The following is a 25,370-nucleotide window of genomic DNA, read 5'->3' on the forward strand; positions in this document are numbered from 1 at the left end:
AACTGAGGTGAAGAATGAGTAAGCAAGACCTGTTTGATCTGAGTGGGAAAGTGGCCCTGATCACCGGCGCCAGCCGTGGCATCGGCGAGAGCATCGCCCGCACCCTGGCAAACTACGGCGCCCATGTGATTGTCAGCAGCCGCAAGATTGACGGTTGCGAGGCGGTTGCCAGTAGCATCCGCGAAGCCGGGGGCAGCGCCGAAGCCTATGCCTGCCACATTGGCGAAATGGATCAGATTGAAGACATCTGGCAGCACATCGAATCGAAACACGGCAAGCTGGATGTTCTGGTGAACAACGCTGCAGCCAACCCCTATTTCGGTCCCATCGAAGACACGGATCTGGGCGCCTACCACAAGACGGTGGACGTGAACATTCGCGGCTATTTCTTCATGTGTGCCCGCGGCGCACAGATCATGAAGACGAATGGCGGTGGGTCCATTATCAACGTGGCCTCGGTCAATGGTGTTAACCCTGGCCATTTCCAGGGTATCTATTCCGTCACCAAAGCAGCGGTGATATCCATGACAAAGTCCTTCGCCATGGAACTGGGGCAGCAGAAGGTTCGGGTAAACGCCCTGCTGCCGGGGCTGACCGACACCAAGTTCGCCAGTGCGCTGACCAGCAACGAAGCCATCAAGAAGCAGGCGATGGCCCACATCCCCATGAAGCGGGTGGCAGACCCGGACGAAATGGCCGGCACGGTCCTTTACCTGGCGTCGGGTGCTTCCAGCTATACCACAGGCACCTGCATTAACGTGGACGGCGGTTACCTGACGATCTGAGCCGGGCGTCCTGACGTTAGCCGTTAAGGCTTCCGGTACCCTCGCTGGTGCAGGCGAGGGTATCGAAATCGCCCTGCATGGTTGCCGCCTGTTCCAGCAAGTGGTCAAGGTGGCGCTGGTCGGCCTGCTGCAGTAAATCGGTCATCAGGCCCGCCATGGCTGCCCGGCTTTCCGACATCATCCGCTGGTATCGTTCCCCCCGAACTTCCTCGTAGTTGCTCATTAGATAATGGACTCGATCTGAAAAATCGTCGCTGTCTCGCGTTGCCAGGGCATCGATTAACGCCTGTTGCCAATTCCGACGCCCCTCCAGCCAGATTTCAGTCTGCTTGCCCCGGCCTTCCGACCAGGCGTTGACCGTGTCACGCTGTCGCTCGTTGAGGGACCCCAGCCAGCGTTCAACCCGTTCCATCGTGCGCTCGGCCCGGGCTTCCCGGGTTTGTTCCGGGTTGTCCGCCAGGAACTCGTCTTCCAGCTCTTTTTGGCTCTCTTCCATATTGCTGGCCAACTGTTGAACCTGTTCATCGCTGAGGCTTGATAACAGGCGTGTGGCTGCCGGCCTTGCGCGCTCCATGAGTGGGGGGAAAAAGGAAAGCAGCTGTTCCTGGTGGTGGGTAACGGTGGATTGACTCAGGTTGCCAGAGCGAACATCGCTTTTTAACTGGGCAAGCCACTCGGAATAGCGTGGCAATTCAGTGGCGCAATGCCATTGGCGGAGGCCACGGATGTCCTGTTCAAGCCGGGATTCCTGTTCGGCGGTCATGGGTATGTAGTCGTCCACCCACCAGACGATGCCCCAGTCCGCATAGCGATATGCCATCTTGGTGGAGCTGCAGCCGGCGAGGAGTACGAGGCCCAGCAGCGCAATGGAAATAATCCGAATCATGATCGGTCCTCGGGAAAAGCGGGTAACCTGATCCAAAAACGATGAGTGACGTATAACACCTCAGAATCAGGTTGAAGCGTTGATTCTTTGCATCTTTTGAAAAAACTTGCCCCGGTTAAACCGGGGCTTTTTTATGGGTAAGTGGCAACGGGGTGATCAATTCTCCCGCGCTTTGATATTGCCCTCTTCGTCGGAGATGACAATCTCTACCCGGCGATTTTGCTGCCTTCCGCCAGAGGTGTCATTGCTGGCAACGGGGAACTGCTCACCAAACCCTTTTGTCTCAACGCGGCTTCTGCTGATGCCCATATCGACAAGGGTATCGCGAACGGCTTCCGCACGACGCTCGGACAGCCCCTGATTGTAGGAGGCCTCACCGGTGCTATCGGTGTAGCCTTCCACCCGCACACGCCGGTTTTCATACTCGGCCATGAACTCGGCCAGTCGCCTGACAGTGGCTTCACCGGAAGACTTCAGTTCGGCCTTGTTGAGATCGAACAGCACATCTCCGAGGGTCAACACCATTCCCCGGTCGGTTTGCTCTGCCTGCATGGCTTCCATTTGCAGGCGAAGCTCTTTGGCTTCCCGCCTGGCCTGTGCCGCTTCGTCAGCGCGCATCTGCAGTTCCAGCTCCTTGCGACGCGCTTCCGCGGAATCAATCTGCTCCTGCAGCTCTGCGCGCTCTCCCTGCTCACCGGCTATTTGTGCATGCCGGTTGGCAAGATAAGCCGCGTGTTCAATCTCGGTAACGTCCGCACCGTCCGCGAGCAGAGTTTCAGCACGGGACAATTGCTCCCTTGCGTTCCTCAACTGGCGATCACCACTGCGGGCTACGTTCGGGTCGTTGCGGATTTCCTCATAGGCGGCCCGTGCTTCATCGACCTTTGCGTTATCCTGGGGCGTGCTGGCGCAGCCTGCCACGAGGACAGAAACGCTTACTGCCATACCCAAAGTCATGTTGCGCTTATTCATAACCATCTCCCGTTTCCGATGAGGCCTTTACTGGCGTTCGTCGATTCGCTTGCGAAGAGACTCAATATTGCGATTGACCTCATCAACCGCTTGTCTTGCTTTCGCGGTTTCCGAGCGAGCGCCGGCCAGTTGCGCATCCACGGCTGCCTTTTCGAGTAAGCGGCTTGCCTCAAGGTATTGTTCGCGATTGATCAATTCCTCGGCATCCGCAACCCGGTTCTGAGCCTGATTCAAGAGTACGGGTTCAAAATCCCTGGCATCGGACGACACCGCCTGCTGAATGGCAGACTCGGCGGACCGGAGTTCACCATCCGGCCGCTCAACCGAACTGGCGCAGCCTCCGGCAATGACAGCGATGCTGATTACACCTGCAGCACCTAACATCGAAGTATGCTTGCTCATGCACAATCTCCTTCCAGTGAGGAACGGGGCGATATAGCCCCGTCCAGACTCTTGTTGGTACTTGTCTTTGGCGACACCCCTGAAGGCTCCGCCATTTAAGCACCTAGTGCTACTGCTACGCTTAAGATTAGCAGCGGGATCTGATTACGGCATGAAGGTATGGAAATAAACTTGGTAGGGAGAGGCGTCGCTACAACGGATCTGTTGCCGAATGCGCCACAAAAGGTTGCGGGTGCGGGGGGTGGCTTTGGGCGGGTAAATGACAGAACGGTAACCACCGAAACCCGGCAGTTACCGCTTATTGGTGTGGTTCAGCGTATTTTTGTGCCGCTGGATTGGGCCCTGGAGAGGGTGGTTCCAGTGGGCGGACGGTAGTGAAGGGAGTAGATAATCCGGTCCAGCACGGCCTGACCATTCCAGGCAGGGTCGTTGTTGACCATGCCGACAATGGCCCAGGTGGTGTCGGTGTCGTCGCGGGTGAAGCCTGCAATGGAGCGCACGTTCTCAAGGTAACCTGTCTTGATGCGCCCTTTGCCGTCCAGGCCGGAATTTCGCAGCCGTCTGGCCATGGTGCCATCCATAGCAATCAACGGCATGGAGGCCATCAGGTCCGAAGCGAAAGGGCTGTTCCAGGCGTGCTGCAGAATCTGCGCACCCTGGCGCGCTGTAATACGGCCGTCGCGTGTCAGACCCGCACCGTTTTCGATCACCAGGCCAGCGGTATTGACGCCTTTTTCCTGTAGCCACTCGTTAACGACGCGAATACCGGCCACACGATCGTCTTCTTCATCTTCCAGGCGATTCTCAGCACCGATGGTAAGAAGCAACTGGCGAGCCATCACGTTGCTGCTCCACTTGTTGATGTCCCTAACCATCGTTACCAGATCCGGAGACGTGGTCCTCAGCAACAGGCGGGCGTCATCCGGCGTTTTGGCCAGCAGGCTCTTGCCGTTGATGTCGATACCCATGTCTGACAGCAGTGAACGTATCATGGATGCGGTGTACTGTTCGTGAGGCAGAAGCGACAGATAGGTCGTGGTGCGGCAGCCCTGCGGTAATTCGCCTGACACCCGAACGGTGACCCGGTGATCCTCGTGGAAAAACGGCTCCCAGGTAAAATGACGGCGAGCGGGGCAGGGGGCTTCCGCAGTAGCGATCACTCGATTGTCGATCACCACGTCGTTCAGTGAAGGCGCGCTCCAGGCCTGTGTTCCGCGTTCATCTGCGCGAACCTGAAAGTGAACGAGGTTGAGATTGCTCAGGTATGGCGACGGCTTTACCAGAAACGGAGCGTGGGGGTTGTCACCGTTGTCGTCGAAAACGGGTTGCTCGTCTGCGATGCGGAACACATCACCGTCCAGCACCAGGTTGCCGTTGATGGCACTGATACCCATCCCGCGAAGCTCGTTCAGGGTGCTCCAGAGCCGTTCAATGGTCAGCTTGGGATCACCCCCCATGTCAACGTAGAAATTGCCGTTGAGGGTATCGCCCACAAGCTCGCCATCGGTGTAGAAGCTGGTGTCCCAATGATGGGTTGGCCCCAGGATTTCCAGCGCCGCATAGGTGGTGACCAGCTTCATGATAGAACCGGGGCTCATCAAGGCATCTGCATTGATGTACTGCTCGATGCCCGGCCCGTTCATGGGGATGGCCGCGAGGCTCAGCGCCTGTTCGTCGTTCAGGGATTCGGTGGCGTAATCCCGCACCTGATTGCTCCAGGTCTTATTGGTGCCACCAGCCTCGGCTGACTCCGAAGCAAAGGCACCGGCAGACCCGACTGCCAGGACTGCAGCCATGGTGGAGGCCACCATGCCACGGGCCACCCGACCATGCTGGCGGATAGTTCCATAACGGGACGTGTTCGGGTGGCGTCGTGCCTTCAGCAACATGGTGTGGCGCTCATTGATTCCAAGTGCATTAACAATAGCCCATATTCTAAGCGTGTACTATGTGGAAAGGCTCTACATGACGTTAAAAAATGCCAGTAGGGGCGTTGTTTATATTGCGTTTTTGTTAACGGATGTAAGCGCCCATGCTAATCAACTGGTTAGCATTTGTACAACCTCTTGATTAGTATGATGGAAACAGAAAATGGAGTGAGTATGGCGCACGAACTGACTCGACGGCGATTTCTGGCTGCCATGGCCGCGGCAGGTCTTTCATGTCGAATGCCTGCGCTGATGGCTGCTCCGAAGGGGGATGTGATGATGAATCCCATTCCTTCCTCCGGCGAACGGTTGCCTGCCGTGGGCATGGGTACCTGGCGTACCTTCAATGTCGGCGGTGACCAGTACCTGATTGATCAGCGTACCGAGGTACTGAAAACCTTTTTCGATCTCGGTGGCACCCTGGTGGACTGCTCACCCATGTACGGCTCGGCGGCAGAGGTGATGGGCGAGGCGTTGGACACCCTCAATGCCCGTGAAAAACTGTTTTCCGCCACCAAGATCTGGACCGGAGACGGCGATGCAACCCGGCAACAGGACCGGGAATCCCGCAGGAAGTGGGGTATAGAGCGTTTTGACCTGCAGCAGGTACACAACCTGGTGGCCTGGCAGCAACACCTGGCAACCTTACAGCAAATGAAAGCCGATGGTGACGTGCGCTATATCGGCATCACCACCTCCCATGGCCGCAGGCACGGAGACTTTGCACGCATCATGGAGACGGAACCGCTGGACTTTGTGCAGCTGACCTACAATGTGCTGGACAGGGAGGCGGAAGACCGACTGCTGCCTTTGGCGAGGGAACGCGGGATCGCCGTGATTGCGAACCGGCCTTTCCAGGGCGGGCGACTGTTCCGGCGCTTCCAGTCCGAAGCACTGCCGCCCTGGGCCGATGAGGTGGGCTGCCGCAACTGGGCGGAGTTTTTCCTGAAGTACATCCTTTCCCACCCGGCGGTTACCTGTGCCATTCCGGCCACCACCAGCGTTGAGCATATGAAAGAGAACATGGGCGCCCTATACGGTGCTTTGCCGGATGAGAAACAACGGCGCCGAATGGCGGCCTATGTCGCAGGGCTGTGATGGGGACCACCTGGCTCAGCTATTCCCTGTCGGATTTCCTGATGTTCGGGCCGGAGGTGTTTCTTCGGCTCTTTGTTCGCATCAACCAGGATCTCTGGCCATGGCAGGGTGTTGCGGTGGTGATGGTGATCGCGATTGGCGCCTTACTGGTACGTGGGGACGCGATGGCGAGGCGCAGTGCACTGCTGCTGGTGGCCGCGGCGTGGCTATGGAGCGGGGCCGGCTTCCTGATGCATTACTACGGGCCGATCAATCTGCCGGCAATCTGGTTCGGCTGGGCCTTTGTCCTGCAGGGTGCCTTACTGACGGTGGCGGGGCTGTTCTGGCCCTGGAATGCGGCAACGAACCGGCCGATATGGTCTCGCTGGCTGATGGGCATCGGCTGGATCGCATTGATGGGGCTGTCGCCTCTCCTCGCAGTCGCTCAAACCGGCAATGGTCAGGCAGCAGCGCTGTTCGCCGTTACACCGGATGTCACGGCGTTGGGCGCGGTGCCCTGCATGCTGCTGTTTCCCCGCCGGGTGCGGTGGCTGTTTCTATTATTACCACTGATATGGTCACTGTTCAGCGTGGCGACCCTTTGGACATTAGGCACCTGGGTGCTGGCGGTCATTCCGGGTACCACGCTGGTGTTGGCGGCGATGGCCTGCTTCGTCAGTCCCAGGCAGGCGCGAAATCCGGATTAGCGATCCGATCACCACGGTCCAGGCCGTCAATTTCCGCAATTTCATCCTCGCTAAGCGTGATGTTCAGCGCGTCGAGGTTGGACTTCTGGTGCTTGGGCCGGGTTGACGACGGAATCGGTACCACCCCTCGGGAGGCCACCCAGGCAATGGCAATCTGCGCAGCAGACGCATTGTGTTCGCGGCCAATGCGAGCCAGGGTTTCATCGTCCATTACCTTGCCCACCGCCAGCGGCATGTAACCGGTTACGGTAATGCCCAGCTTCTGGGCATGCTCCACCACCTTGCGGTTGGCCAGGAACGGATGCACTTCCACCTGGTTGGTGAAAATCGCCGTGTCACCCAGTATTTCCTTGGCCTTGTCCATTTGCGCGCAGGTGAAGTTGGACAGCCCGATGTGGGTGGTTAGCCCTTCGCGTTGCGCGTCGCGCAGTGCACCCAGGTATTCCTCCATGGGGATGGCGTCGCCCGGCGATGGCCAATGAATCAGTGTGAGGTCGACATGGTCGGTCTTCAGTCGCGACAGGCTGTCGTGCAGGCTGTTGATCAGGTCGCTGTGCTGGAGCTGGTCGTGCCACACTTTTGTGGTCAGGAAAATCTCCCGTCGTGGAATACCGCTTGAGGTAATGCCATCGCCTACTTCAGCCTCATTCCCGTACATCTGGGCGGTATCGATATGCCGGTAGCCAAGGGAAAGGGCACTCTTCACGGCGTCTCTTGCATCGTTGCCCTTCAGGCGGAATGTACCCATACCGATGTTCGGAAGTGTGCTGAATGCCATAGTGTCCTCCTTCGTGAACGCTGTGACTTATATGTGGTGCCCGCCCGCTGGTTCTTCAAGTGGCGGGTGGTTATCATACCGGCCTTCGGAACCCGCAAGCGAAACCATGGTTGAGGTCACGTTATGCTGACAGGGCAATGCCTGTGCGGCGATATAAAACTTGAATACGACGGCCCTCTGGGGCCGATTGCCCTGTGCCACTGTAGCCAGTGCCGCCGGGCTCACGGCAGTGCATTTTCCGCCAGTTCGCCGATCCAGAAAATCCGTACCCGTTTTACAGCGGGTGAGGACCTGATCCGTGAATACGAATCCCGGCCGGGAAAGTACCGTGGGTTCTGCCCCAGGTGCGGTAGCCAGTTATACAGCCGCGTGGATGCCATCCCCGGTATACTGCGCCTGCGGGTGGGCGTGATCAATGAGCCCCTGGAAAAGCGGCCGGCATCACACGTTTATGTGGGCTCCAAGTCGGACTGGTTCACCATCACCGACGATACTCCGCAGTTTGAGAAAACCGAGAGAACCAACGATCCTCACTGACGCTTCGCTGGTTTCTTCGTCGAACTATTCTGCTGGAACTATCCGGTAGACCTTGCCGTTGTCCGCGTCCGTCAACAGCCACAATGCACCGTCGGGCCCCATTCGCACATCACGGATGCGTTCGCCCAGGTCTTCCAGAAGATCCTCTTCTTCCCTGACCGCGCCGTTCTCAATGCTCAGGCGCACCAGCTTCTGCATTTTCAGGGCACCCACAAACAGATCTCCCCGCCACTCCGGGAATTCGTCACCGGTATAGAATGCCATGCCCGAGGGGGCAATGGACGGGTCCCAATAGTGCAGCGGGTCGGTCACGCCCTCCATGGTGGTTTTGCTGGTGATGGGCACTCCGGAGTAGTCGATGCCATAGGTGACGTCTGGCCAGCCGTAGTTGTTACCCGCACGGATGATGTTGATCTCGTCGCCACCCCTGGGGCCGTGCTCATGGCTCCAGATGTCGCCTGTTTGCGGGTGAATGGTCATGCCCTGAATGTTGCGGTTGCCGTAGGTGAAGAAGGTGTCATTCACTGACGGGTCGTCGACAAACGGATTGCCCGGCGCGGGGGCGCCGTCAACGGTCAGGCGGTGAACGCCGCCAGCATCGTCATCGGTGGCCTGGGCACGGTCCATTTCACCCCGGTCGCCCACCGCGACGTACAGATTGCCATCGCGATCAAACTCCATGCGGCCTGCGAAATGACGGCTGGTGTTGCCTCGGGGGAGGGCCTCGAAAATCACTTCAACCTCTGACAGCCGGTCGCCGTCCAACGTTGCACGAGCCACTCTGGTCGTCAGCCCGTCGCGGCTGATCTTATGGGCGTAACTCAGGAACAGAGTGCGATTGTTTTCGAAGTCCGGATGCAGGATCACATCCAGCAGGCCACCCTGGCCGGAGACCACCAGCTCGGGAACACCGGCAATTGGCTTGTCCTGCAATTCACCGTTCTCGATTCGGCGTAGCCGGCCTTCGCGCTCGGTCACCAACTGTGAACCATCGGGGAGAAAGGCGAGGCTCCAGGGATGTTCCAGGCCTTCCGCGACCGTATCCAGACGAAATTCGGCTTTGTCTGAGCTGAACGTTTGCCCGAAGGCTGGCCCGGCCGCTGCCAGCCCAGCCAACGCCAGTAGAGTCGCGATGTTGCCGAGTCGGTTCATAGAATGATCTCCGTCCGCCAGGTTATTCCTGCATCGATAAAGTCTAGCATTTGATACGAACGGAATGGCCGGCAGTATCAGGCGATAACATTACGACCAGGCATTACGACCCTGACGTTACCAAAACGGTAATGAGAACTATTAACATTTGGGCGAGTATCATGTACAGTTACTTCAATATCAACGGGAACCATCCATACCCATGGACACAAGGAGACGTACAATGACCCCGGAAGAGGAAGCGATTGAAGGGCTGAAACTGGCCGCCGGCGCCGGTGTGTTTGTTCTGATCATAGCCAGCCTCCTGGTGCTCTGGTGACACGTCCCGTCGGTCACGCTTTACCGTGCCGGCTTAGCCCCCACAAGAAGTAGACGCCACCAACTAGCGCAGCCAGCAAGCCCGCCGGTAACTGGTTGGGGAAGACCACAATGCGCGACAGGTAGTCCGCCAGGGCCAACAGAAGGCCACCCACCAACCCGGCCACGATCAATTGCCTGCCAACGGTTTGCTGCCCCAGTACCCGTGCCAGGTGCGGTGCAATGAGCCCTACGAAACTCAGAGGGCCAATCACCACCGTAGCCGATGCAGTCAGTACCGCGGCAAGCAGCAGCAATAGCAGGCGGGCTTTAGTGACGGGAAGCCCGAGGGACGATGCCGAAGTATCTCCCAGAGGCAAGAGCGTCAGGGGTCTTACGATCAGCGCCAAAACGCCGCAGATAAGAAGGATGAATCCCAGCAGCCCAAACGCTTCGGTTTCGGAAACCAGCCAGGTGGAACCGTACATCCAGTTCAGCAGTTGTGACGCGACGGTGCCGCCGGAGGCCATGACCAATCTCAGCCCCGCATCCATGAATACATACAGGGCCAGGCCGCCCAGCAGCAGTTGGTTACCGGCGAATCGATGTTTTCGGGCCAGGAGAATCAATAACCCGAGTGCGCCGGCCGCGCCGAGCGTCGCAGCGCCAAGCTGCCCGGCCCGGCCTACATCCGCGCCGGTGAGCACGATAAGAACCATGGCCAGCGCGGCGCCGCCGCTGATACCCAACATCTCCGGGCTCCCCATTGGATTACCCGTCATCCGCTGAATCAGCGTGCCGGCGAGACCCAATGCGACCCCTGCCAGCATGGCGGCCAACAGGCGCGGGCCGCGCCACACCCAGGCATTGTCCCATTGGGTGACAGGTGTCCAGTTCCAGCCATCCAGGCCCGGGGACCAACCCATGGAAACGACAACGGTCAGTGCGATCAGCCCGGTCACGATACCACTGACCAGCAACGGCGCTCGCCGCCTGGGCTGGAAGCCCGCAAGGTTGGATTCCTGCCCGGGCATGTGATGGGTGTTTCTGAAACCCTGTAACGCCAGCAGGATGATGGGGCCGCCAATGAGGGCGGTGGTGGTTCCCGTCGGCACCAGGGAGCCATCACCCCAGGTAGATGCCCAATGCGCCAGGGTATCCGCCAGCAGCAATAGCCCACCGCCCATGAGCGTGCTCCACAGGATGCGACTGGCTAATGTACGCGCGCCCAGCAGGCGTGCCAGTACCGGCGCTGCCAGCCCCACAAAGGCCACGACGCCCACCCGGCTGACAACCGTTGCCGTCATCAGTACCACCAGGAACAGAGCCAGTGCCCGAATAAGCCCGACCCTGGCACCCAGTGAACTGGCGGACGACTGCCCCAGTTGCAGCACCTGCAACGGGCGCATCAGCAGCAATATCAGCACCGAGATGACCAGCACGCGGGGCCACAGCTCCATGAACGGCCCCCAATTGTTCTGTACCAGGGAGCCGGCGCCCCAGATGAAAAGATTGCCCAGCCACTCACCCTTGAGCAGCAGAAATGCCATGTTAAGGGCGCCCAGAAAGAAGGTGATGACAAGGCCGGCAAGGATCACCGTCACGGGTGAAAAACCAAGCCGCCACGTCAGGGCGATGACCATGCCGATGGCGATGAGGCCACCTGCAATGGCCACCAGATCCGGGCTGAAGGCCAGTAAACCGGGCGCGAACAGCGTGGCAACGGTCACCCCGAATTGGCCACCCGCTTCCACACCGAGGGTGGTAGGCGAAGCCAGTGGGTTGCCCAGCACCTGTTGGGTAACGGCTCCGGCCAGACCCAGGCCGCAGCCAATCAGAATGGCGATGGACACACGTGGCGCCCAACTGAAGTGAGCCAGAACCGATGAATAGTCGTCCGGATTGAAGGCCCAGAATGCTGACACCACAGCGCCGGCATCCAACTGGTTGAGCCAGGGAGCGGCGCTGGCAAGTAACGCGCCCAGCCAGAGGAGTGTGGCGGCGATGGGCAGCCTGGCGGGCATATCAGGCCGGGAAGCAGGCATGCCGGAGGTGCTAGCGTACATTGTCAGAGCCCCCGGCCAGCAGGCTGTCTGTCAGCATGGTGGCCAGCCGTTTCACCGGAAAAACCCCGCCAAACGGCCAGATGGCGTCGATCTCGTAAACCTGATGGCGGTTGACCGCTGGCAGGTACGTCCAGAACGGGCTGGCGGCCAGGGTGTCTGCAAGCCCGGGGGCGGTGGGCGCAATCACCACAATACGGCTGTCTTCATAAGGAGCTATGGATTCCAGGCCCACCACCGAGAAGCCCCAGAAGTTGCCTTGCCGGGGCCAGGCGTTTTCCAGCCCGAGGGCATTCAGGGCACTCTGGTAAAGCCCGTTGGGGGCATAAATACGCACGTGGCGGGCGTCCATGAAATTAACCAGTGCAACCGGCCGGTCTGTCAGTCCCGCCGTTTCCAGCCGGCGGCGTTGCGTTTCCAGAGTGGTGTCAATATCCGCCAGAATCGATTCGGCGCGAGCCTCGCGGCCCAGCATCTCGCCGAGGGTGGTCAGCATGTCACTGGCTTTCTCGAAGGGTTGACTGCCCTCTTTGTACACACTGATAACGTAAGTGGGGGCGATACGCTCCAGCAGTTTTGCGGCGGGCGCCATTTCGGCACTGGTAACAATCAGATCCGGTTTGAGTTCTGCGATAGCCTCGAGGCTGGGGGCGACGCGGGTGCCAATGTTGGCAACCTCCTCTGGAAGCTGCGGCTCATTCACCCACACGTCATAGCCATCGCGGTCAGCGACGCCCACGGGCGTCACGCCCAGCAACAGCAAGGCTTCTGTGGCGGCCCAATTGAGGGCAACAATCCGCTCAGGTTGCTCGTCCAGGGTGAGGGTGCCGCCTTCATGCTGCCAGGTGCCGGCGCTGGCGGGCAGCGACAGAGCACCAATGAACACCATGGCAATCAGGGTTTTAGCCACACGCTCAGTGCACATACGAGACCCACTGGCCCGGCGCCCGCTCCATCACCCCCATTGGTACGCCGTAAATGGATTCCAGGGTTCCCGAATCCATGATGTCGCGTGGGCTGCCATCTGCAATCAACCGGCCGCCTTTGAGGGCCACCAGGCGGTCGCAGAAGCGGGCGGCCAGGTCGACATCGTGCAGTACCACAATCACCGTCAGTTCCCGTTCTTCGGCCAGGCGGTGCACCAGGCGCAGGGTTTCCACCTGGTGTTTGACGTCCAGGGCGGAAATCGGCTCGTCCAGCAGCAGGCAGCGAGTTTGTTGAGCCAGCAGCATGGCAATCCAGGCGCGCTGGCGTTCGCCGCCGGAGAGCGTGTCCACAGAGCGGTGATGGAAGTGGTCGAGCCCGGTATCGTGTATGGCCTGGTCGATGAACTGGTGGTCTTCGCCGGTATAGCGGCCTAAAGGCCCGCGCCAGGGATAACGCCCCAGGGCAACCAGTTCCCGTACGGTGAGGCCGTCCGTGCCCGGTGGATGTTGGGGGAGGTAACCGACCGTACGGGCGAATTCCCGCGCGCCGGTGGTCCGGAATGAGCTGCCAAGAAGGCTTGCATTGCCCGAAGAAGGCGACATCTGGCGGGCCAGCACTTTCAATAACGTGGACTTGCCGGAGCCATTGTGACCGAGCAGGGCAGTGACCTCGCCTTCACGAAACTCGATGTTGATGTCGTCAAGGATCGCAGCGTCACCAATGTGCACGCCCAGGCTGGATACTTCAAAGAACGCAGACATGCAGGCTCCCAAGGATCTGAGGGCCTGCAGAATAATCTAAATGCGAATTACTATCAATGTGTGCCTGGCAATGTATGGCGTGCTGTCAGGCCTGACCGGTCTGTACGCGCCATTGTGCGGAATAGGGGCCGTTGTTCTCCAGCAGTTCCTCATGGCGGCCGGATTCCAGAATGCGTCCGCCGGCTACCACGGCAATGGTATCGGCATCCACAATGGTGGACAGCCGATGCGCGATCATGATCACGGTGCGATTGTGCCCGATCCGCTTCAGGGAGCGCTGGATGGCCGCCTCGGTTTCGTTGTCCACGGCACTCGTGGCTTCGTCGAGCACCAGAATGGGCGGGTCTTTCAGCAGTGCGCGGGCCAGTGAAAGGCGCTGGCGCTGGCCACCGGAAAGCCGAACTCCTCGTTCACCCACGGCGGTGGCAAGCCCTTCGGGCAGTGCCTCTATGAATGACCAGGCCTCCGCCGTCCTGGCCGCTTCGATAATCTGTTCGTCACTCGCGCCGGGGGAGCCGTAGGCGAGATTGTCACGAATGCTGCCCTCAAACAGGTATACGTCCTGGCTGACCAGGCCGATGGCCTCCCGCAGGGACTTCAGGCTGACGGACTGGATGGGCTGGCCGTCGATGCGGATCTGGCCGCCCGTGGGGTCGTAGAAACGCAACAACAGCTTGATCAGTGTGGACTTACCGGAACCGGTCGCCCCGACCAGCGCCAGGGTATTGCCGGCTGGTACCGCTACCGAAATGTCGTCGATACCGGCACCGCTGGACGGGTAGTGGAAGCTCACGCCCTCGAAGGTGACTTCGCCCTTCACCGGCTGTTCCAGCGTTTTGCCGGATTCATCCCGAACGTGAACCGGCTCAGCCAGCAGGTCCAGGATGCGGCGGGTGCTGGCCATGGCTCGTTCAAACAGGTCGATTACTTCCGCAAGGCCGGTCAGAGGCCACAGCAAACGTTGGGTCAGGAACACCAGCACGCCGTAAGCACCGACGTTCAGAGAGCCTTCCAGGGCCATCATGCCGCCCACGGTAAAGGTGGCCAGGAAACCCGCCAGGATCGCCATGCGGATCACCGGAATAAACGCGGAGCTGATGCGAATGGCCCGGCGGTTTGCGTCCACATAGGCTTCACTGCTGGCTTTCAGCCGCTCCGCTTCCCGGTTTTCGGCCGTGAAACTCTTGATGGTGGCAATGCCGCCCAGGTTGTTGGCCAACCGGCTCGACAGGTCACCGACCTTCTCGCGCACGTCGGCGTACAGCGGGCCAGCCTTGCGCTGGAAGTAGAACGCGCCCCAGATAATCAGCGGAATGGGAGTAAACGCCAGCAGGGCAATGAGCGGTGACAACACGAAAAACACAGCGCCCACGGCAACGACCGTCACCACCACCTGAATCATGGCGTTGGCGCCGCCATCCAGGAAACGCTCCAACTGGTTGACGTCGTCGTTCATGGTGGCGACCAGTTGCCCTGAGCTGCGGGCTTCAAAGAAGCTCATGTCCAGCTTCTGGGCATGCTCGTAGGCGTCTTGCCGCAGGTCGGACTGCAGGCGTTGAGCCAGGTTGCGCCAGAGGATCTGGAACAGGTACTCGAATATCGATTCGCCGGCCCAGATAAAGAAGGTCAGCACAGCCAGGATGGTGATCTGCTCCTGAGCGGTCTCAAAGCCCAGGCCCGCCACAAAGCTTTCTTCCTTGTTTACCACCACGTCGATGGCGATACCAATCAGGATCTCCGGCGCAATATCGAACAGCTTGTTGATGATGGAGCAGGTGGTGGCGGCAATGATCTGACGGCGATAGCCGCGAGCGTATTTCAGCAGTCGGCCCAGGGCGGCAAAGCTGCTGGTGGTGTGGGGGGAAGACTGTGTCATGGTTCGCTCCGCTTGCGCCAGAAAGCGGCAAGGGTAGCGGATTTGTCGAGAATTTAAAATGGAATCATTATCACCTACTGGCGTTCTGTTGCAACCAGCGGTCAAGCTTGTCGGCGAATTCCTTGCGGTCGGTCTGGCTGAAGGGCGCCGGGCCACCGGTGACCTGGCCAGCATTGCGCATTTCTTCCATGAAGTTGCGCATGGCCAGGCGCTGGCGGATATTCTCTTTGGTGAAAGCCTGGCCGCGCGGGTTGAACACGTCCGCGCCTTTTTCGATGGCTTCGGCAGCCAGGGGGATGTCCTGGGTGATCACCAGATCGCCTGTCTCCATCTGGTCAATGATGTCGTTGTCGGCCACGTCGAAACCCTGGGGTACCTGCCGGCGTTTGATGTAAGGGCTCGGGGGCAGGTTAATGGCGTGGTTGGCGATGAAGGTGGTATCGACCTGCCAGCGGGTGGCGGCGCGGCAGAGGATTTCCCGAATGGGCACGGGGCAGGCGTCGGCGTCGACCCAGATTGGCATGTTTGGTTCCTTTGTTGGTTCGGTGCTTGGTGAAGTTTACCTTTTGATGATGTGAGCCTGGTAGGTTTGGGGTGCGTATTAATTACGTGGTTGCATGCTTTGCGGGTGGAGGATCGACAAACTTATGAAAACTCACAGTTTTCTTACTGCACTTCTTGTGTTTTCGCTGGGGCTGATTTCCCTTTTTGCAGGAACTGCGTACGCCGATGAATCAGAGGCCTGGGAGGCTCTCCGGGAAGGCCGGGCGGTTTTGATGTTGCGACACGCCCTGGCACCGGGAACAGGCGACCCCGCGAACTTTGATGTCGACGATTGCAGCACGCAGCGAAACCTGAATGCCGAAGGGCGCGAGCAGGCGCGGGCTTGGAAGGTCTATTTGGCGGAGCATGGCGTTGAGGAGGCCAGGGTCTTCAGCAGTCAGTGGTGCCGCTGCCTCGATACCGCGCGGGGAATGGATGTGGGGCCGGTGAAGGAGATGATGTCGCTGAACTCGTTTTTCCAGAACCGTAGCAACTCAGACATGCATACCCAGCAGACCATCGCCATTGTGAATGAAATGGAGCCAGGCCTGCCAGTGGTGCTGGTATCCCATCAGGTAAATATTACGGCACTGACCGGCATATACCCATCGTCGAACGAGGGAGTGGTTATGGCACTGCCGTTGTCAGAAAACCCGACGATACTGGCGCGTGTGTCGCCGGGGAGTTAGGCGCTCAAATCCAGGGCTCGATGTTCCCTATCTATCGGTCAACCGGCCTTCAGGCGTGGGAGGTCGTACACCTCTTGCCCGCTCAGGTGAAGGTATTTCTGGATCACCAGCAGTGCAATGGTCTGTTCCATCTGCTGATCGAAAAACTTCTCTACATACCGGTTGGCGTTGGCAATGATGGCCTCTGCCTGTTCAGGGTGATTCTGGTAATAGCGTACTTTTTCCGGCAGGTCAGAGTGGTCATCGGACAGTTCTACATAGTGATAACCGGGCACCAGTGAGCCTTCCATGAACCAGGTTTCAAAGCGGGGCCGGCGCATCAGGCACAGGGAATTGGAGGCCATGATCCACTTCAGGTTCGTCGCCACATCAATGCCTTCCACGCTCACCACAAACTGGTGCTGCAGCTGTTCCTCAATGCTCATGAAGTCCTTGTGGTAGGGCTGGGGTGCGGGTTCCTTATGTTGGGTGCAGCCAATATCGCAGAGGGGGTGGTCATTAAAGCGGGTAGCAAATTCGATGCGGTGCTGGCGGTTGGACTTGCCGCGCCACACCGCCAGGGGCTTCTTTTGGCGGAAAGGTGTCGGGTCCTCTACAAACTGGTAATGCCGAACCGAGTTGAGTTTGAGCAATACTGAGTTACGGTTGGAGGCATCACGACGTACCGGGCGGCTTTTCACGAAACGGGGTTCGTTCGGGATTTCGGTTACATCACCGAACTGGTAGTCCACTTTTCGGTTCCGGGGGAAACACTGGATCAGATTGCGAAAATCGAAGCAGTAGGCGCTGCTTTTGCCGGCGAAGGTAAAGTCGCCGGCGGGTTCGGCGGTTGCTGGTAGCGTGAACGGGTTTGAAAGGCGATTGTAGTACGCAACCCTTGCGTCAATCGCCGCTCTGCGTTCGCCCGTCATCGCCTCGTATTCCGACATCAGCAGGTCGCACTGCCATTGCCAGTAGGCTCGAGGAACCAGGGAGCGCACCGCGTTTCCGGAGTAGTAACCCAGTTTGTGCAGGTTCTTGGAAAAATTGTCACCGACTCGCATTGTTGTCACCAGACGTTGGTTGAGGCGCGCCTTCCGCAGCACGCAAGGGCCCGAAATAGGTCAGGTAGACACCACTAAAACAGCAAAGTGTGTCAGGAGGATTAAATGAATGAGCGATCTTCAAAGCCCCTGTCGCCGGTGTTGGCCGGGCCTGTTCTCCGGCATACCTCTCTCAACCGGCTTACGCTCTGGCTGGTCGGCTCCTGTGCGCTCGCCCTGAGATTGCGCCTGTATCTGCAAGATGCGGATGAGCCATGGATGGACCGGGTACTGACAGAGAAGGACGTCACCAGGGTGCGATTCGGCGCCTCCGCCTACCTCTATCTGATCGACGTTGAATTGAACGACTCGTTGCCGGCAAACACCCGCATCGGGTACGACCTGGGCGTTTCGGACGACACCGTGGATTCGGTCGGGAGCGACGAGCGATGGATACGGGAATGGGCGCCACACCTGTGCCTGCCGGGCGCCGAGCGGCCTGACTTCGTGATCCGGGAGCGATTGGACCGGATCGCCCATGGTTCCTGCCGGCGGCCCCATTCCGCCGCTTCCGACGGTATGGTGAGAGTGGATCAATCGTTACTGGAAGCCGAAGGCGATATCGCCGACCGGCCAGCATTGTTGTTGATGACCGGCGACCAGATATACGCGGACGACGTGGCCGGCCCCATGCTGCGGGCCATACACCAACTGATTGACCGCCTGGGCTTGTACGAGGAAACGCTCACCGGCGGTTCGGTCAGCGACAGCAAAACCCTGCGGGAAAACGCAGACACCTACTTTCACAGGGAAAAGCTGCTCCCGGATGTGCGTAGCAATGAAGCGCTGATCGAGCGATTCTTCGGCGGTGTGCGAAAACCGGTGTTCACCACCGCCAATGCCCACAACCACCTGATTTCCCTCAGCGAAGTGATGGCCATGTACCTCTTGGTGTGGTCGCCTGTGTGCTGGGAACTGGTCGAACGGGACCAGCCTGCGCTGGCTTCCAAGGATGCCGCCGTTTTTCAGGACCAGCAGGCCGCCATCGATGACTTCGTCGCTGGCCTGCCACAAGCTTCCCGGGCGCTGGCACACTTGCCTACCTACATGATCTTTGACGATCACGACGTGACCGACGACTGGAACCTGTCTGCCCTTTGGGAAACCACCACCTATGAACACCCGTTTTCCCGGCGCATCGTTGGCAATGCCCTGGTGGCCTACCTGTTGTGCCAGGGCTGGGGCAACAACCCTGACGTCTTCGATGACATCATGCCGGCCATCAAGGAACTGGCCGCCTCCGCAGAGCAGGGTGGCGTGTTTAATCACGCCGGGCAGGACCAACTGATTGATGATCTGCTGCAGTTTCAGCAATGGCACTACTCCCTGCAGACGTCACCTAAAGTGGTGGTGCTGGATACCCGCACCCGCCGATGGCGAAGCGAGCTCAATCGGGCGCGGCCTTCCGGCCTGCTGGACTGGGAAGCGCTGACCGAATTCCAGCAGGATGTGATGGGCGAAGACGCTGTCATTGTGGTGTCGCCTGCGCCCATGTTTGGTGTAAAACTGATTGAAGCCATCCAGAGTGTGTTCACCTTCTTCGGCAAACCCTTGGTGGTGGACGCTGAAAATTGGATGGCCCACCGGGGTGCTGCCAACGTTCTGCTCAATATCTTCGGCCACTCCCGCACACCGGAAACCTTCGTGATTCTCTCGGGTGACGTACATTACTCATTCGTCTACGATGTTCGACTGCGGCACAGGCCGGAACGGCCCAGAATCTGGCAAATTACCAGCAGCGGCCTCAAGAACGAATTCCCCCACACCCTTATGGAGTGGCTGGATAGGATCAATCGCTGGTTGTACGCGCCCTGGTCCCCGCTGAACTGGTTTACCAAGCGCCGGCGCATGCGAGTGAGCCCCAGGCTGCCCGAGGGGCGTGATGCTGGCGAACGGCTATGGAACAACGCCGGTATCGGCTTGGTAGAGCTGGATGGAACCGGTGCGCCAACCAATATCCAGCAACTGAATTCGCGCTCTGGCGGCACACGTTTCCTGAAACCGGAACGCCACGGCCCTGACGACGACTTCCATTGAAACAACCATTGATGAGGTAACAAGGAACATGAGCCCACTCAAAAAACTGGCCGCCAGCGCCCTGATCGCCTGCAGCACCCTGATTGTCACCCCGGCCGCCGCCCACGATCATTCCTCAGACTCCGTAACCATCAATCACCCCTGGAGCCGCCCGACGCCTCCCGGTGTACCCATGGGCGTTGGCTACATGGTGATCACCAACCACAGCGACAGCGACATCACCCTGACCAGCGCTACCACTCCCAGGGCGAAGAACGTATCCATTCACGAAAGCACCATGACCAACGGCACCATGAGCATGCGCCCCCTGAAAGACGGCCTGACCATCCCCGCCGGTGAAACCGTGGAGCTCAAGCCCCACAGCTACCACATGATGCTGGAAAAACTGGATGGGCCGTTGAAAGAAGGTGAGCGCGTGCCGCTGACGGTGAGCTTTGACGGAGCAGACACGATGGACGTGATGCTGCATGTTGAGCCGCTGGACGGCGACATGAAGATGGAAGAGCACGGGATGGATCATTCCGGGCATTGATTGATGTTGGCTGGGGGTATGCGATCGAAGGTTCCTGCCAATGCGGAGGAGTTAAATACCTGTAGCTTGCGACGCCTATGATGATTGTTGCCTGTCACTGCAAGGAATACCAGAAACTCTCTACAAGCGCGTTTAGCGTTACTGCGGTTGTAGATGCCGGTGCAGTTGAGTCTCAGGGCGAAATGGTTGAGTGGAGCAGGGTGGCGGTCGCCCGCTAGAGGGGAGTCATAATGTCTAGGGGTGATATGACCCATCGATTCGTAATCACTGGTGGTCCCGGTGGTGGCAAAACTACAATTCTCAGCGCACTAGCAGAGCGCGGATATAGTTTCGCACCGGAGTCTGCCAGGCAAATTATCAAGGAGCGACTGGCGGCGGGGTTATCGCCTCGACCGGACCCGGTCTCTTTTGCCCAGGAGATACTCCGTTCGGATATCGAGAAGTATCAGAACGTCACTTCCTGTGCCTATGCCATGTTCTTTGATCGCGGGGTGCTGGATGCGCTGTACATGCTCGATGTGCAGGACGCATTAATGCGCGATGAAATCGCGAAATGCGTTCAAAAGTTTCCCTATAACAGCGTTGTCTTTTTTCTGCCTCCATGGAAAGAAATTTACGAAACAGATTCGGAACGTGATCAAACGTTTGAGCAGTCCGTAGAGGTGTTTGAGGGTATGAAAAAGTGGTACTCGCAATGGGGTTACGAAGCACTTGAGGTCCCACGAGGTAGTATCAATGAGCGTGTTTCGTTCATTTTGCAGCGTATACATACCCCCTAAAAGTTCACTGTTAGCGGACAATTTTCCCGCTGCTTTGTGGCTCCAAACCGGGGCATGTGCCGAGCGTTGTGTGGCAATTGGAAAAGAGACTTGAATGACAGCAAAATTGAGCCAAGCGAAAGAAAAGCTTTTAAGAACGGGTTACCCGCGTTGGCGCAATATTCTATCTTGCGTGATTCTTGTGCTACTCGCTACGGGGGCAGTTTCGGCTTGGTGGTATGCGTATTACACAGCAACTGACGTAGAGTGCCACAAAGGTTTTCTGTATTTCTCAGTTGTGTGGCTGGTTGTGCAATGGGTGGTGATCGGGTATTTATTCCGATATCAAAATATTCCGGCCTTTGCGCGGGGCGGCATCAAGTTACTGATACTTCTTGGTAATGTATGGTTTGGGCTTTTCATTTTTTCACTCCAACCGTGTGCCTCATAGGTCAAGCACATCACCAGAGACTATGGTTTCGACCCCCAAGCCTCAAATAAAGGCCATCTCACCTTGCTGCCAGTAGAAAATAGCAAGCTGCGATGGTAATTCTCTATACGTGTCGGTGGACGCGCTAAAGTAAGCCACTACACCCTGACCCTGCATCAAAGGAATGAATCGGATGGCGAGTGAAAGCTGGTTGTTAATTGGTGGACTGGTCGCCATCGTTGTAGCGGTTGTCCATTCAGTGCTTGGCGAAGTTCTGATTTTCCAGCGAATGCGTAAAGAGACAATTGTCCCAACGCAGGGGCAGCCGGTCCTCAGAGAGCGTTACGTTAGAATTTTGTGGGCCACATGGCACATCGTTTCTGTATTCGGTCTGGCCATTGCGGGGGTACTCATTTTCATGTCTCTTCATCCGGTCACCGATGTCCGAGGCTTGTTTCTCCGAGCGGTGGCAATTTCAATGGGCGTGTCCAGCGCATTGGTACTTTTCGCAACTAAAGGAATGCACCCGGGGTGGGTTGGGCTACTGATCGTGGCGATATCATCGGCAATGGCATTTTGAGAATGCTGCATAAACACAGCAATATTGAGGTCTAGTAAGTTGAGAAGAGTATTAATGAGCGCCTGCCTTCTAGGGAAACGGGTTCGATACGATGGTGGGAGCCTTTCGATGAATGATCAGCTTGTAGAGATCTGGATAACAGAAGGTCGGGTTGTTTCAGTGTGTCCCGAAGTTGAAGCCGGAATGAATATCCCAAGGATGCCTGCGGAGATTTACGGAGGAGGCGGGAACAATGTATTAGACGGCGAATCCGACGTTATTGAAAAGGGCGGAAATATTGTCACCGACGATTTTATTGCAGGTGCTTCTATTGCTCTGGAATTGTGCAAAAAGTTCAGTATTGAGATAGCGATACTGGCCGATTCCAGTCCTTCTTGTGGAAGTTCATTTATCTATGACGGTCGCTTTTCAGGTAACCGAACTCCAGGCATGGGTGTTACGGCTGCGTTGTTACGTCGGCATAATATCCAGGTATTTAGCCAATATGAGATAGCAGAAGCTAATAACGCCATCCACGCGACAAGCGCGTGATGGTCCTTTTCCAAGGCACCACCTGAACCATGATTAGAACGGAACGATTGATACTTCGGCAATGGGATGTCAGACCTACCTATGCTGCGCTTTTCTGCGCAGTGCAGCCACACGTTAAACAGTTCATTACTCATCTTGAATGGCTGCCACTGCCGATATATGATCCGTATATAAATCGTATATTAAGGGGCTGCTATGGGAATTGTTAAGATTGACGATGAATTACACGGGGAGATCCGCAAGGCAAGTGCCGTGATGGTTCGCTCTATCAATGCTCAGGCTGAATATTGGATAAAAGTTGGCATGCTTGCCGAGGCGAATCCCAGCATGTCGTTCTCCGAAATCATGCGCGACCAAATGAAAATGGCCGAGGTAGACATAAGGAAGGCTGTCGGTGGCTAGTGTAAAACGGAAAAGCACCGAGGAACTGAATGCAATGCGGGAGTCCGGTCGGCTCCTCGCAACGGTTTTCGACTACCTTGATGGCCATATCGAGATCGGCGTATCTACTATGGATATCAACGATCTTGCGGAGAGGTACATCGTCGATCAGCTGAACGCTCGCCCAGCGAGTAAAGGTCAGTATGGGTATCAGTATGTTCTGAATAGCTCTGTAAACCGGGTTGTATGCCATGGCGTTCCTTCGACCGCTCAGAAACTGAAATCCGGGGATATCATCAACGTAGATATCACGTTAGAGCAGGGCGGATTTATCGCTGACTCCAGTAAAATGTACATGATCGGCGACGTACCTCCGGTCGCCAGGCGTTTGGTCGATAAAACCTATGAAGCCATGTGGGAAGGGATTCGAAGCGTAAAGCCTGGTGCCACACTTGGAGATGTCGGCCATGCCATTCAAAGCCACGCCCAGAAGAACGGCTATTCAGTTGTTCGCGAGTATTGTGGGCATGGGATTGGTCGAGAAATGCATGAAGAGCCACAGGTTCTGCACTATGGCCAGCGTGGAAAAGGGTTGGTCCTCCAGGAAGGCATGGTGTTTACAATAGAGCCCATGATTAACCAGGGTAAGGCCAAGGTTAAGTTGAAGAAGGATGGGTGGACCGTTGTCACCAGTGACAAGAAGCTGTCGGCTCAGTGGGAGCATACAGTGGCCGTTACCTCCGATGGTTATGAGGTACTGACACTCCGGGCCGAAGAGCATAGTTAAGAGCCTTTAAGTCCACGGCTTTTTCGTTGCGGCGGCGCCTTCACTACAAAACCGTGGACTTCCCTCACTTCAATAGACAGGCATCGATAACTCCGCAATAGCCTTTGTTATCACCTGCTCTTAAGCAAGCCCCTCCAACATTCCCTGAAGGCGCTGCTGTGCCCGCTCATTCAAAGGAAGAAGAGGCTTTCTCGGGTTGCCGACATCGTTGCCTTGCAGGGCCAGGCCGGATTTCACCGCTGCCGCCAAGCCCGATGAAACGATAAACTCCAGAAACGCGTACTGCCGGTAAAACAGCTCTTTGGCTTTCTCGTTTTCACCTTGCTTAACGGCATCATACAGCTGCTTCGGCTTGTCACCGATCAGGCAGGGGGCCGCCGTACACCAGCCGGTGGCACCCGCATTGAGGGCTTCCAGGGCCATGTGGTTGCAGCCATTAAAGAATGGCACTTTGCCATCCGATAGCGTGTAGATTTTATGCATACGCTGAATGTCGCCGGTGCTTTCCTTGATCATGCTGGCGTTCGGGATGCGCTCAACCATTTCCAGCATGAATTCTGGGGACATATCCACGCCGCAGGTGGCGGGGTTGTTGTAGATCATGATGGGCAGTGGGCTGGCGCTTGCGACTGTTTCGTAGTGCTGGAAGATTTCCGCCTCGCTCAACTTGTAGTACGAGAATGGCGAGAGCATGATCGCGTCCGCACCAATTTGATAGACATGCTGCGCTTTTCGCACAGCCTGTTCGGTGGTCAGCTCGGCGATGCCGATGACCACCGGCACCTTACCTGCAACATGTCGCACCGTGTACTCGGCCACCTGCTTCCATTCCGCTTCACTCAAATAGGCGGCTTCACCGGCACTGCCCAAGGCCGCTATGGCGTCCACTTTGGCTTCAAGCAGCACATCGATGACGTCGCCGAGCTTATTGAGTTCAACCTGTTTATTGTCCTGGCTAAAAGGGGTTACCGGATAGCCAATGATGCCTGATAGGTTCATGTCCTGTTCCTCGAAAAAAGGTTGTTAAATGCAGTCCGCGTGGTGTTTAAGCGCCTGCCGTGCGTAGTAGGCAAAATTCACTTTGTTGCGCTTGTCGGTGGATACCCAGTCGTGTGCTTCTCGGGCCAGCTCGTGTGGCAGCGGCTTGATCTCTCCTGCAGCCATCGCAAGCAGCTGCAGCTGTGCCGCGCGCTCTATCAGCACGGCCAGGTTGCAGGCCTCTTCGATCGTCTTGCCGGTGACCAGTTGGCCGTGGTGGGAGAGGAATACGGCGCGGTTGTTGCCCAGGGCGTTTGAGATCAGCACGCCTTCCTCATTGCCTACGGGGACACCAGGCCAGTCCGCGACGAACGAGCAGTCGTCGTACAGAGCGCAGACGTCCATCTGGGAGATCTGCAGGGGTACCTCCAGCATGGCCAGCGCAGCCACGTGGGTCGGGTGGGTGTGAATAATGCAGTTAACCTCCGAATGCTCTTTGTAGATCCAGGTATGGAAGCGGTTGGCGGGGTTGGGCATGCCTTCCCCTGCCAGCGACTTGAGATCATGATCGACAGTGATCAGGTTGTCGGCCGTAATCTCGTCGAACCCCAGCCCCAGTCGCTGGGTCAGGAAGGTGTCGCGGTGCCCGGTACGACAGGTGATCTGGCCCGCCAGACCCGAGTCATGCCCCTTGTCGAACAGAATGCGACAGGTGAGTGCGAGCTTCTCACGGTCGGACAGCTCCATATCCTGAATCATGCTTTGCATATCGCGTTCGGTACTCTGCATCAGTGCCTGCTTGCTTGCGGCGGCGGTCTTCATACGCGTTCTCCTTGGTGTCAGCTTTGACGTGGGGAGTACGATATCGCTATTCTGGACCGGCAATAAGAGCCA

Annotated in this window: 27 protein-coding genes; 13 read left to right on the forward strand and 14 right to left on the reverse strand. The window is 57.7% G+C overall.

Annotated features, from left to right (window positions below):
* Nucleotides 1-14: 14 nt before the first annotated feature.
* Complete coding sequence (locus AAGD24_RS06360) at nucleotides 15-785, forward strand: SDR family oxidoreductase (RefSeq protein ID WP_379866876.1); 771 nt, start codon at nucleotides 15-17, stop codon at nucleotides 783-785.
* Between the two features lie 16 nt (nucleotides 786-801).
* Here the strand turns inward: AAGD24_RS06360 and AAGD24_RS06365 are convergent, their stop codons facing one another.
* The 4 genes from AAGD24_RS06365 to dacB form a co-directional block, all read right to left on the reverse strand.
* A complete protein-coding gene (locus AAGD24_RS06365) occupies nucleotides 802-1,671 on the reverse strand; it encodes a DUF6279 family lipoprotein (RefSeq protein WP_379866878.1) in 870 nt (289 codons plus the stop codon).
* Between the two features lie 156 nt (nucleotides 1,672-1,827).
* A complete protein-coding gene (locus AAGD24_RS06370) occupies nucleotides 1,828-2,643 on the reverse strand; it encodes an OmpA family protein (protein ID WP_041336782.1) in 816 nt (271 codons plus the stop codon).
* Nucleotides 2,644-2,670: 27 nt separating this feature from the next.
* On the reverse strand, nucleotides 2,671-3,045 hold the full coding sequence (locus AAGD24_RS06375; protein WP_036204295.1) for a DUF4398 domain-containing protein: 375 nt from the start codon (nucleotides 3,043-3,045) through the stop codon (nucleotides 2,671-2,673).
* A gap of 311 nt (nucleotides 3,046-3,356) precedes the next feature.
* Nucleotides 3,357-4,934, reverse strand: coding sequence for a D-alanyl-D-alanine carboxypeptidase/D-alanyl-D-alanine-endopeptidase (gene dacB, locus AAGD24_RS06380; protein ID WP_379866880.1), 1,578 nt, complete (start codon nucleotides 4,932-4,934; stop codon nucleotides 3,357-3,359).
* Between the two features lie 213 nt (nucleotides 4,935-5,147).
* Between dacB and AAGD24_RS06385 the strand changes: the two genes are divergently transcribed.
* Nucleotides 5,148-6,071 carry an aldo/keto reductase gene (locus AAGD24_RS06385; protein WP_036204296.1) on the forward strand — a complete coding sequence of 308 codons (924 nt, stop codon included), beginning with the start codon at nucleotides 5,148-5,150 and terminating at the stop codon, nucleotides 6,069-6,071.
* Nucleotides 6,071-6,757 carry a DUF6064 family protein gene (locus tag AAGD24_RS06390; protein WP_379866882.1) on the forward strand — a complete coding sequence of 229 codons (687 nt, stop codon included), beginning with the start codon at nucleotides 6,071-6,073 and terminating at the stop codon, nucleotides 6,755-6,757. The genes AAGD24_RS06385 and AAGD24_RS06390 overlap by 1 nt, the downstream gene beginning before the upstream one ends.
* On the opposite strand, the gene dkgB is transcribed toward AAGD24_RS06390, so the two are convergent.
* Entirely contained in the window at nucleotides 6,726-7,535 is an 810-nt protein-coding gene (gene dkgB, locus AAGD24_RS06395) for a 2,5-didehydrogluconate reductase DkgB (protein WP_041335107.1), read from the reverse strand. The two genes, AAGD24_RS06390 and dkgB, sit on opposite strands and share 32 nt — an antisense overlap.
* A gap of 123 nt (nucleotides 7,536-7,658) precedes the next feature.
* On the opposite strand from dkgB, the gene AAGD24_RS06400 reads away from it, so the two are divergent.
* Nucleotides 7,659-8,072: a GFA family protein gene (locus AAGD24_RS06400; RefSeq protein WP_126810470.1), complete on the forward strand. Its 414-nt coding sequence runs from the start codon at nucleotides 7,659-7,661 to the stop codon at nucleotides 8,070-8,072.
* Between the two features lie 24 nt (nucleotides 8,073-8,096).
* On the opposite strand, the gene AAGD24_RS06405 is transcribed toward AAGD24_RS06400, so the two are convergent.
* The 6 genes from AAGD24_RS06405 to AAGD24_RS06430 form a co-directional block, all read right to left on the reverse strand.
* Complete coding sequence (locus tag AAGD24_RS06405; RefSeq protein WP_136633243.1) at nucleotides 8,097-9,224, reverse strand: PQQ-dependent sugar dehydrogenase; 1,128 nt, start codon at nucleotides 9,222-9,224, stop codon at nucleotides 8,097-8,099.
* A 332-nt stretch (nucleotides 9,225-9,556) separates the two neighbouring features.
* Nucleotides 9,557-11,587 (reverse strand): Fe(3+)-hydroxamate ABC transporter permease FhuB, encoded by a 2,031-nt coding sequence (gene fhuB / locus AAGD24_RS06410; RefSeq protein ID WP_199480358.1) that lies wholly within the window; start codon nucleotides 11,585-11,587, stop codon nucleotides 9,557-9,559.
* Nucleotides 11,577-12,509, reverse strand: coding sequence for an iron-siderophore ABC transporter substrate-binding protein (locus AAGD24_RS06415; protein ID WP_305937006.1), 933 nt, complete (start codon nucleotides 12,507-12,509; stop codon nucleotides 11,577-11,579). Before AAGD24_RS06415 ends, fhuB begins: the two co-directional genes overlap by 11 nt.
* Nucleotides 12,499-13,272, reverse strand: coding sequence for an ABC transporter ATP-binding protein (locus AAGD24_RS06420; protein ID WP_136633886.1), 774 nt, complete (start codon nucleotides 13,270-13,272; stop codon nucleotides 12,499-12,501). Before AAGD24_RS06420 ends, AAGD24_RS06415 begins: the two co-directional genes overlap by 11 nt.
* Nucleotides 13,273-13,357: 85 nt before the next feature.
* The gene (locus tag AAGD24_RS06425) at nucleotides 13,358-15,148 is read right to left on the reverse strand and encodes an ABC transporter ATP-binding protein (RefSeq protein WP_199448161.1); all 1,791 of its coding nucleotides are present in this window, start codon (nucleotides 15,146-15,148) and stop codon (nucleotides 13,358-13,360) included.
* Nucleotides 15,149-15,218: 70 nt separating this feature from the next.
* Nucleotides 15,219-15,671: a YaiI/YqxD family protein gene (locus AAGD24_RS06430; RefSeq protein WP_041336161.1), complete on the reverse strand. Its 453-nt coding sequence runs from the start codon at nucleotides 15,669-15,671 to the stop codon at nucleotides 15,219-15,221.
* A gap of 124 nt (nucleotides 15,672-15,795) precedes the next feature.
* On the opposite strand from AAGD24_RS06430, the gene AAGD24_RS06435 reads away from it, so the two are divergent.
* Nucleotides 15,796-16,380, forward strand: a complete 585-nt coding sequence (locus tag AAGD24_RS06435; RefSeq protein WP_126810464.1) for a histidine phosphatase family protein — start codon at nucleotides 15,796-15,798, stop codon at nucleotides 16,378-16,380.
* A gap of 38 nt (nucleotides 16,381-16,418) precedes the next feature.
* Here the strand turns inward: AAGD24_RS06435 and AAGD24_RS06440 are convergent, their stop codons facing one another.
* Nucleotides 16,419-17,423, reverse strand: a complete 1,005-nt coding sequence (locus AAGD24_RS06440) for a glycosyl transferase family 90 (RefSeq protein WP_379866885.1) — start codon at nucleotides 17,421-17,423, stop codon at nucleotides 16,419-16,421.
* A 105-nt stretch (nucleotides 17,424-17,528) separates the two neighbouring features.
* Here AAGD24_RS06440 and AAGD24_RS06445 point away from each other — a divergent pair, with 105 nt between their 5' ends.
* The 8 genes from AAGD24_RS06445 to map all read left to right on the forward strand — a co-directional run bounded on the left by AAGD24_RS06445 (nucleotide 17,529) and on the right by map (nucleotide 23,498).
* A complete protein-coding gene (locus AAGD24_RS06445) occupies nucleotides 17,529-19,499 on the forward strand; it encodes an alkaline phosphatase family protein (RefSeq protein WP_305937004.1) in 1,971 nt (656 codons plus the stop codon).
* A gap of 28 nt (nucleotides 19,500-19,527) precedes the next feature.
* Nucleotides 19,528-20,031 carry a copper chaperone PCu(A)C gene (locus tag AAGD24_RS06450; protein ID WP_126810462.1) on the forward strand — a complete coding sequence of 168 codons (504 nt, stop codon included), beginning with the start codon at nucleotides 19,528-19,530 and terminating at the stop codon, nucleotides 20,029-20,031.
* Nucleotides 20,032-20,276: 245 nt separating this feature from the next.
* Nucleotides 20,277-20,810 (forward strand): AAA family ATPase, encoded by a 534-nt coding sequence (locus tag AAGD24_RS06455; protein ID WP_126810460.1) that lies wholly within the window; start codon nucleotides 20,277-20,279, stop codon nucleotides 20,808-20,810.
* Nucleotides 20,811-20,904: 94 nt separating this feature from the next.
* The gene (locus AAGD24_RS06460; protein WP_199480360.1) at nucleotides 20,905-21,240 is read left to right on the forward strand and encodes a hypothetical protein; all 336 of its coding nucleotides are present in this window, start codon (nucleotides 20,905-20,907) and stop codon (nucleotides 21,238-21,240) included.
* A 172-nt stretch (nucleotides 21,241-21,412) separates the two neighbouring features.
* Complete coding sequence (locus AAGD24_RS06465; RefSeq protein ID WP_085681440.1) at nucleotides 21,413-21,799, forward strand: hypothetical protein; 387 nt, start codon at nucleotides 21,413-21,415, stop codon at nucleotides 21,797-21,799.
* A gap of 108 nt (nucleotides 21,800-21,907) precedes the next feature.
* Nucleotides 21,908-22,330 carry a DUF523 domain-containing protein gene (locus AAGD24_RS06470; protein ID WP_264757613.1) on the forward strand — a complete coding sequence of 141 codons (423 nt, stop codon included), beginning with the start codon at nucleotides 21,908-21,910 and terminating at the stop codon, nucleotides 22,328-22,330.
* Between the two features lie 195 nt (nucleotides 22,331-22,525).
* Complete coding sequence (locus AAGD24_RS06475; protein ID WP_126810457.1) at nucleotides 22,526-22,732, forward strand: ParD-like family protein; 207 nt, start codon at nucleotides 22,526-22,528, stop codon at nucleotides 22,730-22,732.
* Nucleotides 22,733-22,766: 34 nt separating this feature from the next.
* Nucleotides 22,767-23,498 carry a type I methionyl aminopeptidase gene (gene map, locus AAGD24_RS06480; RefSeq protein WP_264757619.1) on the forward strand — a complete coding sequence of 244 codons (732 nt, stop codon included), beginning with the start codon at nucleotides 22,767-22,769 and terminating at the stop codon, nucleotides 23,496-23,498.
* 120 nt (nucleotides 23,499-23,618) lie between these two features.
* Here the strand turns inward: map and AAGD24_RS06485 are convergent, their stop codons facing one another.
* A complete protein-coding gene (locus AAGD24_RS06485) occupies nucleotides 23,619-24,497 on the reverse strand; it encodes a dihydrodipicolinate synthase family protein (RefSeq protein ID WP_379866888.1) in 879 nt (292 codons plus the stop codon).
* 24 nt (nucleotides 24,498-24,521) lie between these two features.
* Nucleotides 24,522-25,298 carry an aldolase gene (locus tag AAGD24_RS06490; RefSeq protein ID WP_085681435.1) on the reverse strand — a complete coding sequence of 259 codons (777 nt, stop codon included), beginning with the start codon at nucleotides 25,296-25,298 and terminating at the stop codon, nucleotides 24,522-24,524.
* Nucleotides 25,299-25,370 lie beyond the last annotated feature (72 nt).

The sequence above is a fragment of the Marinobacter sp. M5B genome (genome assembly GCF_042604615.1).
GTDB classification, from domain to species: Bacteria; Pseudomonadota; Gammaproteobacteria; order Pseudomonadales; family Oleiphilaceae; genus Marinobacter; species Marinobacter salarius.

What these genes read in the sequence shown, in the direction of transcription:
- AAGD24_RS06490 (WP_085681435.1), bottom strand. Translation starts at nt 25,298, where the DNA reads ATGAAGACCGCCGCCGCAAGCAAGCAGGCACTGATGCAGAGTACCGAA.
- AAGD24_RS06465 (WP_085681440.1), top strand. Translation starts at nt 21,413, where the DNA reads ATGGCGAGTGAAAGCTGGTTGTTAATTGGTGGACTGGTCGCCATCGTT.
- AAGD24_RS06415 (WP_305937006.1), bottom strand. Translation starts at nt 12,509, where the DNA reads ATGTGCACTGAGCGTGTGGCTAAAACCCTGATTGCCATGGTGTTCATT.
- AAGD24_RS06430 (WP_041336161.1), bottom strand. Translation starts at nt 15,671, where the DNA reads ATGCCAATCTGGGTCGACGCCGACGCCTGCCCCGTGCCCATTCGGGAA.
- AAGD24_RS06400 (WP_126810470.1), top strand. Translation starts at nt 7,659, where the DNA reads ATGCTGACAGGGCAATGCCTGTGCGGCGATATAAAACTTGAATACGAC.
- AAGD24_RS06360 (WP_379866876.1), top strand. Translation starts at nt 15, where the DNA reads ATGAGTAAGCAAGACCTGTTTGATCTGAGTGGGAAAGTGGCCCTGATC.
- map (WP_264757619.1), top strand. Translation starts at nt 22,767, where the DNA reads ATGCGGGAGTCCGGTCGGCTCCTCGCAACGGTTTTCGACTACCTTGAT.
- AAGD24_RS06470 (WP_264757613.1), top strand. Translation starts at nt 21,908, where the DNA reads ATGAATGATCAGCTTGTAGAGATCTGGATAACAGAAGGTCGGGTTGTT.
- AAGD24_RS06475 (WP_126810457.1), top strand. Translation starts at nt 22,526, where the DNA reads ATGGGAATTGTTAAGATTGACGATGAATTACACGGGGAGATCCGCAAG.
- AAGD24_RS06370 (WP_041336782.1), bottom strand. Translation starts at nt 2,643, where the DNA reads ATGAATAAGCGCAACATGACTTTGGGTATGGCAGTAAGCGTTTCTGTC.
- AAGD24_RS06485 (WP_379866888.1), bottom strand. Translation starts at nt 24,497, where the DNA reads ATGAACCTATCAGGCATCATTGGCTATCCGGTAACCCCTTTTAGCCAG.
- AAGD24_RS06375 (WP_036204295.1), bottom strand. Translation starts at nt 3,045, where the DNA reads ATGAGCAAGCATACTTCGATGTTAGGTGCTGCAGGTGTAATCAGCATC.
- dacB (WP_379866880.1), bottom strand. Translation starts at nt 4,934, where the DNA reads ATGTTGCTGAAGGCACGACGCCACCCGAACACGTCCCGTTATGGAACT.
- AAGD24_RS06445 (WP_305937004.1), top strand. Translation starts at nt 17,529, where the DNA reads ATGAATGAGCGATCTTCAAAGCCCCTGTCGCCGGTGTTGGCCGGGCCT.
- dkgB (WP_041335107.1), bottom strand. Translation starts at nt 7,535, where the DNA reads ATGGCATTCAGCACACTTCCGAACATCGGTATGGGTACATTCCGCCTG.
- AAGD24_RS06405 (WP_136633243.1), bottom strand. Translation starts at nt 9,224, where the DNA reads ATGAACCGACTCGGCAACATCGCGACTCTACTGGCGTTGGCTGGGCTG.
- AAGD24_RS06450 (WP_126810462.1), top strand. Translation starts at nt 19,528, where the DNA reads ATGAGCCCACTCAAAAAACTGGCCGCCAGCGCCCTGATCGCCTGCAGC.
- fhuB (WP_199480358.1), bottom strand. Translation starts at nt 11,587, where the DNA reads ATGTACGCTAGCACCTCCGGCATGCCTGCTTCCCGGCCTGATATGCCC.
- AAGD24_RS06435 (WP_126810464.1), top strand. Translation starts at nt 15,796, where the DNA reads ATGAAAACTCACAGTTTTCTTACTGCACTTCTTGTGTTTTCGCTGGGG.
- AAGD24_RS06455 (WP_126810460.1), top strand. Translation starts at nt 20,277, where the DNA reads ATGACCCATCGATTCGTAATCACTGGTGGTCCCGGTGGTGGCAAAACT.
- AAGD24_RS06385 (WP_036204296.1), top strand. Translation starts at nt 5,148, where the DNA reads ATGGCGCACGAACTGACTCGACGGCGATTTCTGGCTGCCATGGCCGCG.
- AAGD24_RS06460 (WP_199480360.1), top strand. Translation starts at nt 20,905, where the DNA reads ATGACAGCAAAATTGAGCCAAGCGAAAGAAAAGCTTTTAAGAACGGGT.
- AAGD24_RS06365 (WP_379866878.1), bottom strand. Translation starts at nt 1,671, where the DNA reads ATGATTCGGATTATTTCCATTGCGCTGCTGGGCCTCGTACTCCTCGCC.
- AAGD24_RS06390 (WP_379866882.1), top strand. Translation starts at nt 6,071, where the DNA reads ATGGGGACCACCTGGCTCAGCTATTCCCTGTCGGATTTCCTGATGTTC.
- AAGD24_RS06420 (WP_136633886.1), bottom strand. Translation starts at nt 13,272, where the DNA reads ATGTCTGCGTTCTTTGAAGTATCCAGCCTGGGCGTGCACATTGGTGAC.
- AAGD24_RS06425 (WP_199448161.1), bottom strand. Translation starts at nt 15,148, where the DNA reads ATGACACAGTCTTCCCCCCACACCACCAGCAGCTTTGCCGCCCTGGGC.
- AAGD24_RS06440 (WP_379866885.1), bottom strand. Translation starts at nt 17,423, where the DNA reads ATGCGAGTCGGTGACAATTTTTCCAAGAACCTGCACAAACTGGGTTAC.